10 protein-coding genes are annotated in these 15,316 nt (G+C 64.4%); 6 read left to right on the forward strand and 4 right to left on the reverse strand.

From position 1 onward, the window contains the following. Nucleotides 1-180 precede the first annotated feature (180 nt). The 4 genes from IZU87_RS03400 to IZU87_RS03415 all read left to right on the forward strand — a co-directional run bounded on the left by IZU87_RS03400 (nucleotide 181) and on the right by IZU87_RS03415 (nucleotide 5,501). Nucleotides 181-972, forward strand: a complete 792-nt coding sequence (locus tag IZU87_RS03400) for a formate dehydrogenase accessory sulfurtransferase FdhD (RefSeq protein ID WP_213113686.1) — start codon at nucleotides 181-183, stop codon at nucleotides 970-972. A 15-nt stretch (nucleotides 973-987) separates the two neighbouring features. After that, on the forward strand, nucleotides 988-3,375 hold the full coding sequence (locus IZU87_RS03405; protein ID WP_213113687.1) for an FdhF/YdeP family oxidoreductase: 2,388 nt from the start codon (nucleotides 988-990) through the stop codon (nucleotides 3,373-3,375). 173 nt (nucleotides 3,376-3,548) lie between these two features. Further along, the gene (locus tag IZU87_RS03410) at nucleotides 3,549-3,989 is read left to right on the forward strand and encodes a VOC family protein (RefSeq protein WP_043333215.1); all 441 of its coding nucleotides are present in this window, start codon (nucleotides 3,549-3,551) and stop codon (nucleotides 3,987-3,989) included. Between the two features lie 285 nt (nucleotides 3,990-4,274). After that, complete coding sequence (locus tag IZU87_RS03415; RefSeq protein WP_213113688.1) at nucleotides 4,275-5,501, forward strand: GGDEF domain-containing protein; 1,227 nt, start codon at nucleotides 4,275-4,277, stop codon at nucleotides 5,499-5,501. Nucleotides 5,502-5,542: 41 nt separating this feature from the next. Here the strand turns inward: IZU87_RS03415 and IZU87_RS03420 are convergent, their stop codons facing one another. Continuing rightward, on the reverse strand, nucleotides 5,543-6,226 hold the full coding sequence (locus IZU87_RS03420) for a phosphatase PAP2 family protein (protein WP_339927070.1): 684 nt from the start codon (nucleotides 6,224-6,226) through the stop codon (nucleotides 5,543-5,545). A 532-nt stretch (nucleotides 6,227-6,758) separates the two neighbouring features. On the opposite strand from IZU87_RS03420, the gene IZU87_RS03425 reads away from it, so the two are divergent. After that, entirely contained in the window at nucleotides 6,759-7,265 is a 507-nt protein-coding gene (locus IZU87_RS03425) for an META domain-containing protein (protein WP_213113690.1), read from the forward strand. A gap of 110 nt (nucleotides 7,266-7,375) precedes the next feature. Here IZU87_RS03425 and IZU87_RS03430 read toward each other — a convergent pair whose 3' ends face one another. Next, nucleotides 7,376-10,219 carry a valine--tRNA ligase gene (locus IZU87_RS03430; protein WP_213113691.1) on the reverse strand — a complete coding sequence of 948 codons (2,844 nt, stop codon included), beginning with the start codon at nucleotides 10,217-10,219 and terminating at the stop codon, nucleotides 7,376-7,378. 262 nt (nucleotides 10,220-10,481) lie between these two features. On the opposite strand from IZU87_RS03430, the gene IZU87_RS03435 reads away from it, so the two are divergent. After that, nucleotides 10,482-13,436 carry a cache domain-containing sensor histidine kinase gene (locus IZU87_RS03435; protein ID WP_213113692.1) on the forward strand — a complete coding sequence of 985 codons (2,955 nt, stop codon included), beginning with the start codon at nucleotides 10,482-10,484 and terminating at the stop codon, nucleotides 13,434-13,436. A gap of 15 nt (nucleotides 13,437-13,451) precedes the next feature. Here IZU87_RS03435 and IZU87_RS03440 read toward each other — a convergent pair whose 3' ends face one another. Together IZU87_RS03440 and IZU87_RS03445 are read right to left on the reverse strand one after the other, a co-directional pair. Beyond that, nucleotides 13,452-13,922 carry a DNA polymerase III subunit chi gene (locus IZU87_RS03440; protein WP_043333207.1) on the reverse strand — a complete coding sequence of 157 codons (471 nt, stop codon included), beginning with the start codon at nucleotides 13,920-13,922 and terminating at the stop codon, nucleotides 13,452-13,454. Nucleotides 13,923-14,157: 235 nt separating this feature from the next. After that, entirely contained in the window at nucleotides 14,158-15,252 is a 1,095-nt protein-coding gene (locus IZU87_RS03445; RefSeq protein ID WP_043333205.1) for a branched-chain amino acid aminotransferase, read from the reverse strand. Nucleotides 15,253-15,316: the final 64 nt, after the last annotated feature.

Consider the following 15,316-nt stretch of genomic DNA (forward strand, 5'->3'; position numbering starts at 1 on the left):
ATGGCCCGCATGCCTGTCACCGGCAGGACGCCATCTTCATTGGCGGTGTCTATCAATTGGCGACTCGGCTCAATTGGTCGCCCTCACGGCATGCCGGTAGGATATTCCCATATTGCGCAGAGGTCGGGTGAGGGTTGCGCGCACCGTTCTCGCCACGCATCTGCGCCACGGAGAGCCGTAATGAAAGATTCGCTCTATCAACAAGCGCCAGGCGCTGCAGGCTATGCGGATGCCCGCGAGGTGCCGCTGCGCGAGCTGGATGGCCCATCGGAGCTACCGGTGAGCCTGGCGCTCAATGACACCGCGATGGGCACCTTGCTGGCCAGCCCAGAGGCCCTTGAGCCGCTGGCGCTGGGGCATGCCTTCACCGCGGGCTGGATCACGCGGCGTGACGAGGTCTCGGCGATCCATCTCTCGCGGCTGCGTCATGGGCTGGCGGTGCGTCTCGAGGTCAGTGACTCGCTGGCGCGCAAGGCTGAGCGTCATCAGCGGCGTGAGAGCAGTGTCTCGAGTTGCGGCGCCTGTGGCGTGCAGGACGAAGCGGAGTTGATGGCGGGACTCATGCGTCTGCCGCCACGGACAGCGCTGGCGCCCGATGCGCTGATGCGTGGGCTGGAACGCCTGGAGCGCGCCACGCGCCGCGGCATGCATCTGGCGCTGGGGTTGGACGCCGAAGGCGGTCTGATCTCGCAGGGCGCCGATATCGGTCGCCACAATGCGCTGGACCGCGTGATCGGCATGAGTCTCGACAGCGGTGTGTGGCCCGAGGCGTTGCTGGTGTCGAGCCGCTGCAGCCTGGAGCTGGTGCAGAAAACCATCCGTGCGCGAATTCCGACCCTGATCACCCTCGCGGTGCCCTCGCGACTCGCCGTCGAGACCGCCCGCGCCTGCGACCTCAATCTGATCTGTGCCCACCGCGGGCGTCGACTCGAATTGCTCAGCGGTCACGCTGATCGCCCCCGTTCATCCTAGCCAGTGGATCCTGACATGACCGACATTGCTGCCCCCGAGATCGAGACGCCTGCGTCTGCCAGCCTGCCCCGCGAGGATGTGCAACAGACGCGTCATCCGCGCATTGCCGCCTATTCCGGGCCGGCGGGTGGCTGGGGCGCGCTCAAGAGCGTCGGTCAGCATGTCAGTCACTCCAGGGCACCGTGGAAGAGCGTGCGCTCCCTGCTCAAGGCCAATCAGGACAAGGGCTTCGACTGCCCCGGCTGTGCCTGGGGGGACCCGGAACACGGCTCCTCCTTCGAATTCTGCGAGAACGGCGCCAAGGCGGTGGCCTGGGAAGTGACCGCCAAGCGGGTCACGCCGCGCTTCTTCGCTCAGCACACCGTCACGGAGCTGCTGGGCTGGGACGACTTCATGCTCGAGGATCAGGGACGTCTGACCGAACCGATGCGCTACGACGCGGCCAGTGATCGCTATATGCCGATCAGCTGGGACGCGGCCTTCGAGCTCGTCGCCGAGCACCTCAGCGCGCTGACGTCGCCGGATGAGGCGCTGTTCTATACCTCGGGGCGTGCCAGCAACGAGGCGGCCTATCTCTACCAGCTGTTCGTGCGTCTGTTCGGCACCAACAACTTCCCCGACTGCTCCAACATGTGCCACGAGGCCAGCGGTGTCGGCATGAAGGCGAGCCTCGGCGTCGGCAAGGGCACGGTGCTGCTGGAGGACTTCGAGCACGCCGATGCCATCTTCGTGTTCGGTCAGAACCCCGGCACCAATCACCCGCGCATGCTGGGCGATCTGCGGCGTGCCTCACGGCGTGGCGCGCGCATCGTCAGTTTCAATCCGCTGCGTGAGCGGGGGCTGGAGCGCTTTGCCGATCCGCAGTCGCCGCTGGAGATGATGACCCTCTCCAGCCAACCCATCAGCCATCGCTATTACCAGCCGCGCATGGGCGGCGACATGGCGGCGGTGCGCGGCATGGCCAAGGCGCTGTTCGCGATGGAGGCGCGGGGCGAATTCACGCGCGCCGCCAGCTTCATCGAGGCGCATACCCGGGGCGTCGAGGCCTGGCAGGCGCTGGTCGAGGCGACCGAGTGGGCAACCCTCGAGGACCAGTCCGGCCTGACGCGCGCTCAGCTCGAGGAGGCGGCCGCCATCTTCGCGGGCGCCGGCAACGTCATCTGCACCTGGGCGATGGGCATCACCCAGCATCTGCATGCCGTCGAGAGTGTGCGCGAGATCGTCAATCTGCTGTTGCTCGGCGGGCATTTCGGCCGTCCCGGTGCCGGGGCCTGTCCGGTGCGTGGCCATTCCAACGTCCAGGGCGATCGCACCATGGGCATCGACGAGAAGGCGCCCACCTGGCTGATCGATGCGCTGGAAGCGCGCTACGGCGTCAGCATGCCGCGTGCGCAGGGCTACAACACCGTGGAGAGCCTGGCGGCGCTGGAGCAGGGCAAGGCGAAGACCTTCATCGCGCTGGGCGGCAACTTCACGCGTGCCACGCCGGACAGCGAGCGGACCGAGGCCGCGATGCGCAACCTCGAGCTCAACGTACAGATCAGCACCAAGCTCAATCGCAGTCATCTGGTGATGGGCAAGCAGACCGATGCGCTGATTCTGCCGTGTCTCGGTCGCAGCGAGATCGATCGCTCCTCACAGGTAGCTTCCCAGCACATCAGCGTCGAGGACTCGATGTCGATGGTGCACTCCAGTGCCGGCATCAAGGCACCGGCCAGCCCTGAATTGCGCTCCGAGCCCGGCATCATCGCGGCGATCGCGCGTGCCACCCTGGCGCGCGTGCTGCCGGCGCGAGGTATCAGTGATCCGGTCGATTGGCAGGCCCTGAGCGAGAACTATGATCTGATCCGTGACGAGATCGCGGCGGTCATTCCCGGCTTCGCGGACTTCAATGCACGGCTGGCACACAAGCGCGGCTTCCACCTCGCCAATCCGGTACGCGAGCTTGCCTTCCCGACCTCCAGCGGCCTGGCCGAGTTCTCGCACATGCCGCTGCCGGAGTCGGTGATGCATCAACAGCTGGCGCGGCGTGACGGCTGGCTGACGCTGCAGACCATGCGCAGCCACGATCAGTACAACACCACCGTCTACGGCTACAACGACCGCTATCGTGGCGTGTCGGGTCAGCGGCGGGTGATCTTCATCAATGCTGACGACCTGGCGCGGCTGGGGCTGGCCGACGGTGATTGGGTCGACATGCTCGGCGAGCCGCGTCCGGACGGCAGCGAGCGACGTGCGCCGCAGTTCCGTCTGGTCGAGTACGACATCCCGGCCGGTTGCATCGGGGCCTATTATCCGGAAACCAACGTGCTGGTCGCATTGGAAAGCCACGGCGCTGATACCGGCACGCCATCCTCCAAGGCGGTGCCCGTACGTCTGGAGCGCAGTTCACGCATCGCCTGACGGCGCGAGATGCCAGCAGCAGGATCATGCATCACCACACTGCCGTGCCGCGAGGAGACTCGTCGCGCGGCAGTCGTGTGTCTAGAATATTCCCGTGCGCCGAGCCAGCTACGCTCGGCGCACGCCTTTTCCGTCCTCAGTGCTACCTCAGCCACCGTTCAAGAGAGTGATCCATGCAATATCTGCACACCATGCTGCGTATCCGTGATGTCGACGCTTCACTGCATTTCTTCCGTGACCTGCTCGGCATGGTCGAGATCTCGCGCAAGGATTCCGAGAAGGGCCGCTTCACGCTGATCTTCCTGGCAGCCCCGCAGGATGCCGAACGTGCCCGCGAGATGCAGGCGCCGATGCTGGAACTGACCCATAACTGGGACCCGGAAGAATACGAAGGTGGGCGCAACTTCGGCCATCTGGCCTATCGCGTCGAGGATATCTACGCCACCTGTCAGCATCTGATGGACAACGGCGTGACCATCAATCGCCCGCCGCGTGACGGCCACATGGCATTCGTGAAGAGCCCGGATGGGATTTCGCTGGAGCTGCTGCAGGCCGGTGACGCCCTTGCGCCGCAGGAACCCTGGGCCTCCATGAGCAACACGGGCAGCTGGTAAGCAAGCAAGGCCGCAGGTTGACGTGTGCGTAAGCGTCGCATCCAGGCAACGCAATAGCCGAATCATGACTGGTGCATCGCCCAGCAGGGCTTATGATGTAATGAAGTTCATAAGCCCCGTAGCATGATGTGTGACATGTCGTGCTCGGCCTTTGTGGAGTGCCATCGCGGCAGGCCGCTAAACCTTCTTCCTTTCTCTTGCTGCCCGCCTGCCGCGATGTTGCACCTTCTGGAGTCGCGTGAGGGACCGCCACGCGGACACTGCCTAGCTGGCAAGGATTGCCTGATGCCGAGAGTCATAAGCGCCTGGCTACGTCATGAGCCACGATTGCTCGCCGTGGAGCATCGTCGTTTCTACCATGCCTATCTTTGGGTCTATCTGATGCTGATGGGCCTCTTCGTGGTGTGGGTTCCCTTCTTCACTCTCTTCAACGAGTCGCGGCTGGCATTCGCCAGCGGCATCATGGCGCTCGTGTCCGTGCTGGGCGTGATGCTGCACCGGGCGCATCAGCTTACGCTGGGCCTGGCCCTGATGATGAGCGCCTTGACGCTGATGGCCTGGCTCTCGGTTTTCTGTTTCGGGCTCTCGGCGGGCTATGAGTACTATTTCTTCATCGTGATGGCCGGTATTCACCTGGCCCCGCTGGCGGCGCGTGTTCGAGTGGTGACGACACTGATGCTGTTCATGGCGGCTGTCTCGGCACTGATGGTCTCGCCAGTCCTGCATGAGGGCGGCGTCCTGTCGGCCTGGGTGCTGCAATCGACCAATCTGTTCGCGGTCTTCCTGATGATGGTCACCTTCCTGTGGCGCATGCTGGCGCTTACCGAACACTTCGAGCGCCAGTATCTGAAGGATGCCAGTCGTGATGAGTTGACCGAATTGCTCAATCGCCGCCAGATATTGCGCCACGCCGAGGACTGGTGGCGTGACGGAGTGCCCTGTGCGGTCTTGATGCTGGATGCGGACAACTTCAAGCGCGTCAATGACCTGCATGGCCATGCCGTCGGAGATGAAGTGCTGCGTCATCTGGGTCGCCTGCTGACGGCCACACTGCGTCAGGGCGATCGCGCCGGGCGTGTCGGTGGCGAGGAGTTCCTGGTGCTGTTGCCGCGTATCGGGCGCACCGAGGCCATTTCCGTGGCGGGACGCATGCCCTCCCTGCTGGCCAAGTCTCCTCCGGTCTTCGCCGGCACGCCGGTGCCGGTCACGGTTTCCATCGGCGTTGCCATCAGTCATGAGGTCGATTCGCTGGATGAGCTGATGCAGCTGGCCGACAGGCGGCTGTATCACGCCAAGCATAATGGGCGTGATCAGGTGGTGGCCGGTGGGGAACATGAGATGACAGGCCTTGCCACGGCCGATGCCAGCCCTCCGCCCCCCGGCAATGACGGCGGCGGACTTGGCAAGGCAGAGGCCGTGGAGGAGGGCGCTCGCGACAAGGAGGATGACCGCCAGGAAAAGCAGCGCCACAAGGATTCCAGCCCTTTCTCGCGGACACCCCTCGTCGGCTGACCTGAGTTCAGGTTCTTGAGTGCAGGTTCACGAATGCTGCTTCAGGAGCGCTGCTTCAATCGGGCCAACGCGTTCTCCATGCCACGGGCAACGGTGGTCGCCAGTGGTGTGCACAGCACCCAGGGCAACGCGATCAGTGCAATGCTGAGCGAGCCCAGATAGACATCGCTGAACCAGTGAGCGCCGACCATGATCCGCGGAGCGCTCAGCAGTACCACGAACGCCAGACTGCACAGGGCGATGCGGCGCGGTGCGAATGCCAGCATGAAACTCGCGAATACCATCAGCATCAGGCCGTGATCCCCCGGGAAGCTGTTCGACGCCGAATCCTTGGTCTTGAAGGACACCAGCTCGGAGAGATGCTGTGCGTGGTTGAAGAAGCGCGTCGGGCTGGCATGGCCATAGCTGATGGCGCGCAGCACGAACAGCGAGAGCAGACCCGCCGTCAGCAGCATGGTGATGCCGATGCTGGTCCAGCGGCGATAGCGGGCAGGCTGCTGATCATTGAGCATCGCCCAGCAGAACAATACCCCCATCATGGCGAAGGCCACGGCGTCGAAGGCGCGCGTGTTCAGAATGCCGAGCAGCGTGTCCCAGTGCGGATTGAGCGGTGTGATGAACTGGTTGAAGTCCCAGAAGACATCGCTGTCGAGGGTGGGCCAGAAATCCAGCGCCGGTATCCACCAGCACGCCAGCAGCGCCACTCCCAGCGCATTCAGGAGCACCAGTCGTCGCAGGTTGAATCCCGTCTGCGACCTGTGCGAGCGGGGTGGGGGCGAGGGTTGCACGTGCGGGGCCTGCTGCGAACCACTGACTCGCTGTGAAGACGCAGTATCAGCGGCGTGCAAGGAAGGACTGTCGGGGGCGGCGGGAGTCATGTCGTGTCAGCTCTGCGGGGCTCATGTCGGGACAGGCGCACTCAGGTCGGTAGCTCGCTGGCCCGGTGGCCAGAGGACTCGAGACAGGCGACGCTGAGTGGCGATCTGGTCGAAATTCTAGAGCAGACTCCGCTTTGAAAACACTGTTTTCAAAGTCGGCGGGGTGGACAGATGGTTGCGTCCATCGCGCTGTTGGCAAGCCGGCGGTAGTCCGGCAGGTGACACTCATGCGCATGGCGTGAGGGCCTGTCGTTCATGACAGCCGTGCGCATGATCGCTACCCTTGCTGTCATGTCCGTTCCTTACCCACCGTTCTTTCCGTCTGCCGGGTGACTGCCGTTGCCGGCAATGCCACTGGCGGGCGCCACAGGAGTCATCCATGTCCGTTACCGTGCGTCGTCTATCGCGTTATACCTCCGTGGGGTTCGCTATCTCCTTGCTGGCTGGCTGCGCGGCCATGACACAGCATCCGCAGGGCAGTGCCTCATCGGGAGCCGCTGCTCCTGCTCTGGTGGGCACCCAATGGAGTTTCTCCGCCACGGATGCCAGTGAAGAGGCCGCCAACTTCCTGCTGCAGCCTCCCAGCCAGCAGCAGCTGGCAGACGAGGAGGATGACCGTCTGCGTCTGGTCGGCAGCAATGGTTGCAACCGCCTGATGGGGCCGGTGGTGCTGGATGAGTCGCGTCAGACGCTGGATATCGGTCCGCTGGCCTCGACCATGAAGATGTGCCCCAACCCCGAGCAGTCCAACGCCTTCAATCGCATGCTCGAGGATGTGGCCAGTTACCAGATCAGCGGCAGCGGGGAGAGCGCTCGGCTGCGCGTGATGGATGATACCGGCTATCTGCTGGCGACCTTCATGCCGCTGGAAGGCCCCGCCGAGTAATTGCTCGGCGCGCTTGTGAGGGCGCTTCGTGAGCGGGCTGCCAGAAACGAGAAAGCCCCCTGCACCGTTCGGTGCAGGGGGCTTTTGCTTGCGTACAGAGCGAGCGTGACTTACAGCGCTTCGATCTTGACGCGCTGGCTTTCCAGCAGCGCAAGTTCCGCCTGGGCGTCGGCCAGCTTGGCGCGCTCCTTCTCGACCACATCAGCCGGTGCACGACCGACGAACTTCTCGTTGCCGAGCTTGTTCTCGAGGCCGGTGATGACCTTCTGCTGCTTCTCGTGCTCCTTGTCGATGCGCTTGAGCTCGGCTTCCTTGTCGATCAGGCCTGCCATCGGCACCAGCACTTCCAGCTCACCGACGCGCTGGATGGCGGACATCGGGGCTTCGTCGCCTGCCGCCAGGAAGGTGATGCTTTCCAGACGTGCCAGCTTGGAGAGGAACAGGCGGTTGGCTTCCAGGCGCTCGGCATCGCCAGCCGCGCCGTTCTGCAGGAAGACTTCCAGCGGCTTGGCCGGTGACAGGTTGAGCTCGCCGCGCACGTTGCGGATGGCGATGATGATGCCTTTCAGCCACTCGATATCGCGGATGGCCTGCTCATCGATCCGGTCGGCTTCGGCCTGCGGCCATGCCTGGCTCATGATGCTCTCGCCTTCCACCGGCTTGCCGGCGTGCGGTGCGATACGTTGCCAGATCTCCTCGGAGATGAACGGCATCATCGGGTGGATCAGGCGCAGGATGGTCTCGAGGGCGCGCACCAGGGTGCGACGCGTGCCGCGCTTGGCTTCGATGCTGGCGTTGTCGTCCCACAGAACCGGCTTGGACAGCTCCAGATACCAGTCGCAGTACTCGTTCCAGATGAACTCGTAGAGCGCCTGGGAGGCGTGGTCGAAGCGGAACTCTTCCAGCGCGCGGGTGACCTGCTGCTCGGTCTGCTGCAGGCGCGCGATGATCCAGCGATCGGCCAGCGACAGTTCGACGGCTTCGCCGTTGACGCCGCAATCCTGGTCCTCGGCATTCATCAGCACGTAGCGCGCCGCATTCCACAGCTTGTTGCAGAAGTTGCGATAGCCATCGAGACGGCCCATGTCGAACTTCACGTCACGCCCGGTGGAGGCGAGTGACAGCAGGGTATAGCGCAGCGCATCGGTACCGTGAGGCTCGATGCCTTCCGGGAATTCGTTGCGCGTGGCCTTGGCGATCGCCTTGGCCTTCTTCGGCTGCATCATGTTGCCGGTACGCTTCTCGACCAGCTCCTCGATGCCGATGCCGTCGATCAGGTCGATGGGATCGAGCACGTTGCCCTTGGACTTGGACATCTTCTGACCGAGGCTGTCACGCACCAGACCATGCACGTAGACCTTGCGGAACGGCACTTCACCCTTGAACTTCAGGGTGAACATGATCATCCGCGCCACCCAGAAGAAGATGATGTCGAAGCCGGTGACCAGCACGTCGGTGGAGTGGAAGGTCTTGAGTTCTTCCGTGTCCGCCGGCCAGCCGAGGGTGCCGAAGGTCCACAGCGCGGAGCTGAACCAGGTGTCGAGGACGTCTTCGTCCTGACGCAGTTCGACGCCGGCACCCAGGTTGTTCTCTGCGCGGACTTCCTCTTCATTGCGGCCGACGTAGACGTTGCCGTCGTTGTCGTACCAGGCCGGAATGCGGTGGCCCCACCACAGCTGACGCGAGATGCACCAGTCCTGCAGGTCGCGCATCCACGCGAAGTACATGTTCTCGTAGTTCTTGGGCACGAACTCGATGTCGCCGTTCTCGACCGCTTCGATGGCCGGACGCGCCAGCTCCTCGACGGCCACGAACCACTGGTCCGTCAGCAGCGGCTCGATGACATCGCCGGAGCGGTCACCGTGCGGCAGGGTGTTGTTGACGGCCTCGACCTGCTCCAGCAGGCCCAGCGCGTCCATGTCGGCGACCAGCTTCTCGCGCGCGACGAAGCGATCCAGACCGGCGTAGGCGGCCGGCAGGCTGGCGTCTTCCTGGGGCTGCGGACGGCCCTGGAGGTCATAGATCTCGGCGCGCTCCAGGATGGTGGCATCCTGGCTCATCACGTTGATCAGCAGATGGCCCTGACGCTTGCCGACTTCGTAGTCATTGAAGTCGTGGGCCGGGGTGATCTTGACGCAACCGGAGCCCTTTTCCATGTCGGCGTGTTCATCGGCGACGATGGGGATGCGACGGCCGACCAGCGGCAGCTCGATGAACTTGCCGACCAGGCTTGCGTAGCGCTCATCCTTGGGATTGACGGCCACGCCGGTGTCACCCAGCAGGGTTTCCGGGCGCGTGGTGGCGACGATGACGTAGTCCTTGCCATCGGCGGTCTTGATGCCATCGGCCAGCGGGTAGCGGAAGTGCCAGAAGCTGCCCTGCTGATCGCGGTTCTCGACTTCGAGATCGGAAATCGCGGTGTGCAGGGTCGGGTCCCAGTTGACCAGACGCTTGCCGCGGTAGATCAGGTCTTCCTTGTGCAGGCGTACGAAGACTTCCTGCACCGCCTTGTAGAAGCCGTCATCCATGGTGAAGCGCTCGCGCTTCCAGTCGATGCTGGTGCCCATGCGACGCAGCTGGCGGGTGATGTTGCCGCCGGACTCTTCCTTCCACTCCCAGATCTTGTCGGTGAAGGCTTCGCGGCCGAGATCATGGCGGGTCTTGCCTTCTTCGGCGGCGACCTTGCGCTCGACCAGCATCTGGGTGGCGATACCGGCATGATCGGTGCCTACCTGCCACAGGGTGTTGCGACCCTGCATGCGGCGCCAGCGGACCAGGGTGTCCATGATGGAATCCTGGAAGGCGTGGCCCATGTGCAGGGAGCCGGTGACGTTGGGCGGCGGGATGACAAGTGAGAAGCTCTCGCCCTGGCCTGACGGCGCAAAGCGGTTGTCGGATTCCCAGCGCTCGTACCAGCGCGTCTCGATGGCGTTCGGTTGGTAGGTCTTGTCCATGGGTCTGCATTGATCCGGTTGGGCGGGGCGTCCCGCGCCGGCTCAAGGAGCGGTCAGCGCAGGCAGAAAATGGGCTCGATTATAGCGCCGCTGATGACGGGCGTCATTCGGTCTTGGCGGGCAGGCCCTCGTGGCGTCTGGCAGACGCTGTTTTCACAAAGCAGGCAACATCCACGCACTGATGCCGTATCCTGTTGCGACCTCATGAGCCGAGGCTTGCCGCCTCGCACACTTCCCATTCTCTCACGCTCGCGGAGCCGCAATGTCCAAGCCTCGCCCCACGGACGGTGCCCCTCGTCCGACACGTCGTTGGGTCTGGCATGAACTGCTGCGTCATGCGCTGGTGCCATTGCTGGTGCTCGAGGTGGCGCTGCTGGGCTGCTATCTGGTGTTGCACTGGCTGGTCTCTGGGCAGCAGGACTCCACGCGCAGTGAGCTGGTGAATACCCAGCTCGAGCAGCTGACCCATTACGAGGCAGAACACATCAGCCTGCTGGCGGACGACTGGCGCAGCGATGCCCGCCAGCTGGCGCGCAGCACTCTGCGTCACATGGACACCCCCGTGACGTCCCGCCAGCGCGAGCAGGAGTTAAAGCGCCACATGAGCGCGGGCGACGGCACCCTGTACGTCGCCGAGAATGATGGTGGCGCCGGCTCCTATTACTCCTCGCTGGTGCCCAGCTATCTGCAGGACCACGACAAGGTGGTGCGCCTCTCGACAATGGATGCCCAGGTGTCGGACATGCTCGCCACGCAACCCGAGCTGCGACAGATCTGGTTCTCTGGCTACGACGGCTACTTCCGCATGTTGCCGTGGACCGATACCCGCAACATCTTCACGCCCGGCGTCGACCTCACCAGCTACGGCTTCTACTACCTGGCGGATGATCGCAACAACCCGAGTCGTGGCGCCGTCATCACGCCGCCCTACCAGGACCCGGTCGGCAGCGGTTGGCTGGTCTCGACGCTGATGCCGGTCCATCGCGGCGACTTCCTCGAAGGCGTGGTCGGCATCGACGTCACCCTCGATTCTCTGGTCGAGCGGCTCGAGAATGCCGAGCTGCCCTGGGGCGCCTATCTGATTCTGGTGAGTGACGATGTCGTCATGGCCATGCCGCGTGTCGGCGAGCAGGATTTCGGCCCCCAGCCCGACCCTGAAGTGGTGCCGATGCCGCTGCTGCACGATCGCTTCCTCGATACGGCGCATGATGTCGAGAACTCCCCGGCCATGGCGCACCTGCTGCGCAGCATCTCGGATGAGGCGCAGGGCGTGCGCAGCGTTGCCTTGCTCGCCGGTGAGCGGCTGGTCGGCTGGCAATCGGTGCCGGGCACCGACTGGCGGTTGCTGGCGGTGGTGGATGCGCAGCAGGTCAACAGCGGCATCGATATCTGGAATGAGCGCTTCAATCAGCTGGGCTACGTGATGTTGGTGGGGCTGATCCTGTTCTTCTTCGCCCTGCTGGTAGTGATGCGGTGGCGGGCCGAAGCCATGGCGGCCACCCTGTCCGAATCACTGGCACGCCTCAGCGACATGGCGCTGCGCATCGGTCGCGGTCAGCCCGTGGTGCGCGAGCGCTTCCAGTTGCAGGAGCTGGACCAGGCCGGTGAGGCATTGCGCGAAGCGGCCCAGCGCCGTGATCAGATCGAGCTTGAGCGCGCCGAAGGTGCGCGGCACGTCGAGATGGTGATGGCGGCCTCCGGCGATGCCACCTGGCGCTATGACTTCGATCAGGACGATCTCTACCTGCACGAGAATTTCTTCCTGATGCTGGGGCTGCCGGTACGCGCCAGCATGCATCTGGCGGACCTTGACGCCATGACGCACCCGGAAGACCTCGTCGGCCTGCTCGAGGCGCGCTGGCGGGTCATGCACGGGGAAAGCTGGGCCGAGGCGCGCGACGTGCGCTATCGGCATGCGCGTGGTCACTGGGTCTGGGTGCAGATTCGCGGCCAGATCACCCGGCGTGATCATGAGGGCCGGCCACAGCGCGCCACCGGGCTGGCGCTGGACATCCAGCGCCACAAGCAGTCACTCAAGCTGCTGGAGGCGGCCCGCGACAGTGCCACCGAGGCCAGCCAGTCCAAGTCGCGTTTCTTCTCGAGTTTCAGTCACGAGATTCGCACCCCGCTCAACGCCATCATGGGCTTCACGGATCTGCTCTGCGAGGAAGCCGACCTGACCCGCGAGCAGCGCCGCTACGTGGATGAGGCCAGTCATGCGGCGGCACAGCTGTCGGCGCTGATCGAGGACGTGCTGCAGATGTCGAGTCTGGAAGCCGGTGATCTGCCGCTGGATTGCCAGCCCCTCTCGGTGGGCCAGAAGCTGATACGACTGGCGGGGCAATATCAGCCGCGCCTGGAGAGTGCCAACCTGACGCTATCGCTGGCGCTGGAAGGCGAGTCACTGTGGCTGAATGCCGACCAGCGGCGACTGGATCAGATTCTCGGCAACCTGATGGGCAATGCCATCAAGTACAACCGCGAGGGGGGCTGGATTCGTCTGGCCATCGGCCAGGAGCGCAATGCCAGCGGAGTGGAGATGGGCTGGGTGGAAATCACCGATGGCGGCTTCGGCTTTGATTCCGCGCAGGCGGTCCAGCTGTTCCAGCCGTTCTCGCGTCTGGGGCGTGAAGATTCAGGCATCGAGGGCACCGGGCTCGGGCTGGCGCTGTCGCGGGAGCTCGCCCGCCGCATGGGCGGTGACATCACGGCGCGGGGCGAGCTGGGCGAGGGCGCCAGCTTCCGGGTCTGGTTGCCGCTGGCGGATGTCAGCGCCCATGAGCGCGTCGTCCAGGCGGCGTGGTCGGCGGAGAAGGTGCTGCCGGTGCCCTGTCGCTGGCTGGTGATCAGCACGCGGGCGCAGGACCGTCTGCGCCTCGAGGTGATCGGCAGTCACGTCGCCAATCTGGAGATCATCATCGCCAGCAGTGCGGCCCAGGCGTTGCGCCTGGTGCGAGATGTCAGCCCGTGTCTGGTCATCTTCGGCGATGTGCCGGACATGAACGTGGCGGCGCTGTTCGCCGAGATCCAGCGCATGCCGCGCGAACTGCCGTTGTGGGCCGTGCGTATCGGGGAGCGTGACGCCAGCGAGGCCGCAGGCGGCCTGCCCGAGGCCTTCTTCGACAGTGGTGAAAGTCCGCCGAGCATGGACGATATCGAGCGCTGGATGACGCATCTGATGGTCAACTTCCAGCGTGCCTGCGATACGGACCGCTGACGCATGGCGTGTCGCTCAGCTGACGCCCTTGAGCTGATGCGAGCGCACGGCATAACCGCGTGACTTGTAGGTGCGCCAGCATTCGCGCTTGGTCACCAGCACATCCTGATGCTGGTTGATGATCTCGGCGACTCGCTCGAAGCGTGAGAACCACTCGGGGATCTCGGGGTGCAGGTTGAGCAGTGCCTCGATACCCGGCGCCGGGGCGTCCTGCCAGCCGATGGTGACCGGCGGGCGCGGCACGTCATCGGCGTGTTCGGCCTCGCGGGCGGCCATGTCGAGATCGATATCCAGCGCATGGGGCACGAAGCTTTCCGGGCGGAACTGCCACAGATGCTCATCGAACTGACGTGCCATCGCCTCGTCCTCGACATGCACATGCAGGCGAAAGCCCTTGGCGTGGATGGTCTCGGCCAGCCGGCAGGCGAATTCCAGCCGGGCTTCCAGCGTGGTGTCGGGCAGGATGTAGAAGTCGATCTGGGTCATGGGCACCGCTCGGGCAAGGAATTCTCGAGCGCTCAGGATACCGCACTCGCCGCGCGGCTTCGATGCAGCCTGCCTCCCGTGATGTCTTTCCGCAGCCAGATATCCGTGCGCCAGAAACCCCAAGGCCCGCCTCTTTCGAGGCGGGCCTTGGGGTTTTGGTCATCCTTCAAGCCACAGGGGCGGGCTCGAGGACTTGTTTCCGTGCACTCATGTCGGTGCACTTATTTCAGCGCACTCATGCCAGACGTGTCATCCAGCCACGCGTGTCTTCGGCGCGACCGTATTGCAGATCTAGCAGCTGGCTGCGCAGACGCATGGCGACATCACCGGCGTTGGCGGTCAGGTCGAGGCGACCTTCTTCACTGACCAGCTCGCCCACCGGGGTGATGACGGCGGCGGTACCGCAGGCGAACACCTCGGTGATCTCGCCGGAGGCGATGCCTTCACGCCACTCGTCGATGCTGATCGGGCGCTCTTCCGGCGTCAGGCCCAGATCGGTCGCCATGGTCAGGATGGAGTCACGGGTGACGCCTTCCAGAATGGTGCCGGTCAGGCGCGGCGTGACCAGACGGCCGTCCTTGAAGACGAAGAACAGGTTCATGCCGCCCAGTTCCTCGACCCACTTGTTCTCGGCGGCGTCCAGGAACACGACCTGGTCACAGCCATTGGCGGAGGCTTCGCTCTGCGCGGCCAGTGAGCCCGCGTAGTTGCCGCCACACTTGGCGAAACCGGTACCGCCGGCGGCCGCACGGTTGTAGTGCGAGGACAGCCAGATGGAGACCGGCTTGATGCCGCCCTTGAAGTAGGCCGCCACCGGTGAGGCGATCACGTAGTAATCGACTTCACGCGACGGACGCACGCCGAGGAAGGCTTCACTGGCGATCATGAACGGGCGCAGATAGAGGCTGCATTCGTCACTGACGCTGGCCGGAGTCGGCACCCAGGCGCTGTCCTGCGCGAGCAGGGCCTTGAGCGAGCCGACGAAGTCCTCGTCGGACAGCTCCGGCAGTGCCAGACGGCGGGCGGAGTTGCGGAAACGTGCGGCGTTCTTCTCGGGGCGGAAGGTCCACACCGAGCCGTCTTCATGACGGTAGGCCTTGATGCCTTCGAAGATTTCCTGGGCGTAGTGCAGTACCGAGGCGGCGGGGTCGAGGCTCAGCGGGCCGTAGGGGCGGACTTCATGGCCGTGCCAGCCGCCGTCGGCGGTCCAGCGTACATGGGCCATGTGATCGCTGAAGTGACGGCCGAAGCCGGGATTGGCCAGAATGGTGTCACGAACGGCAGCATCCGCCGGTTGCGTGGACGCGCGGACGTCGAAGCCTTTGGTCACGTGGGTGTCTCCGTAGCAGCGAGACCCCCGACGCGGAACGCCGGGGGTCGAATCATTTTTATAG

The organism is Cobetia sp. MC34, assembly GCF_018340035.1.
Taxonomy (GTDB): Bacteria; Pseudomonadota; Gammaproteobacteria; order Pseudomonadales; family Halomonadaceae; genus Cobetia; species Cobetia amphilecti.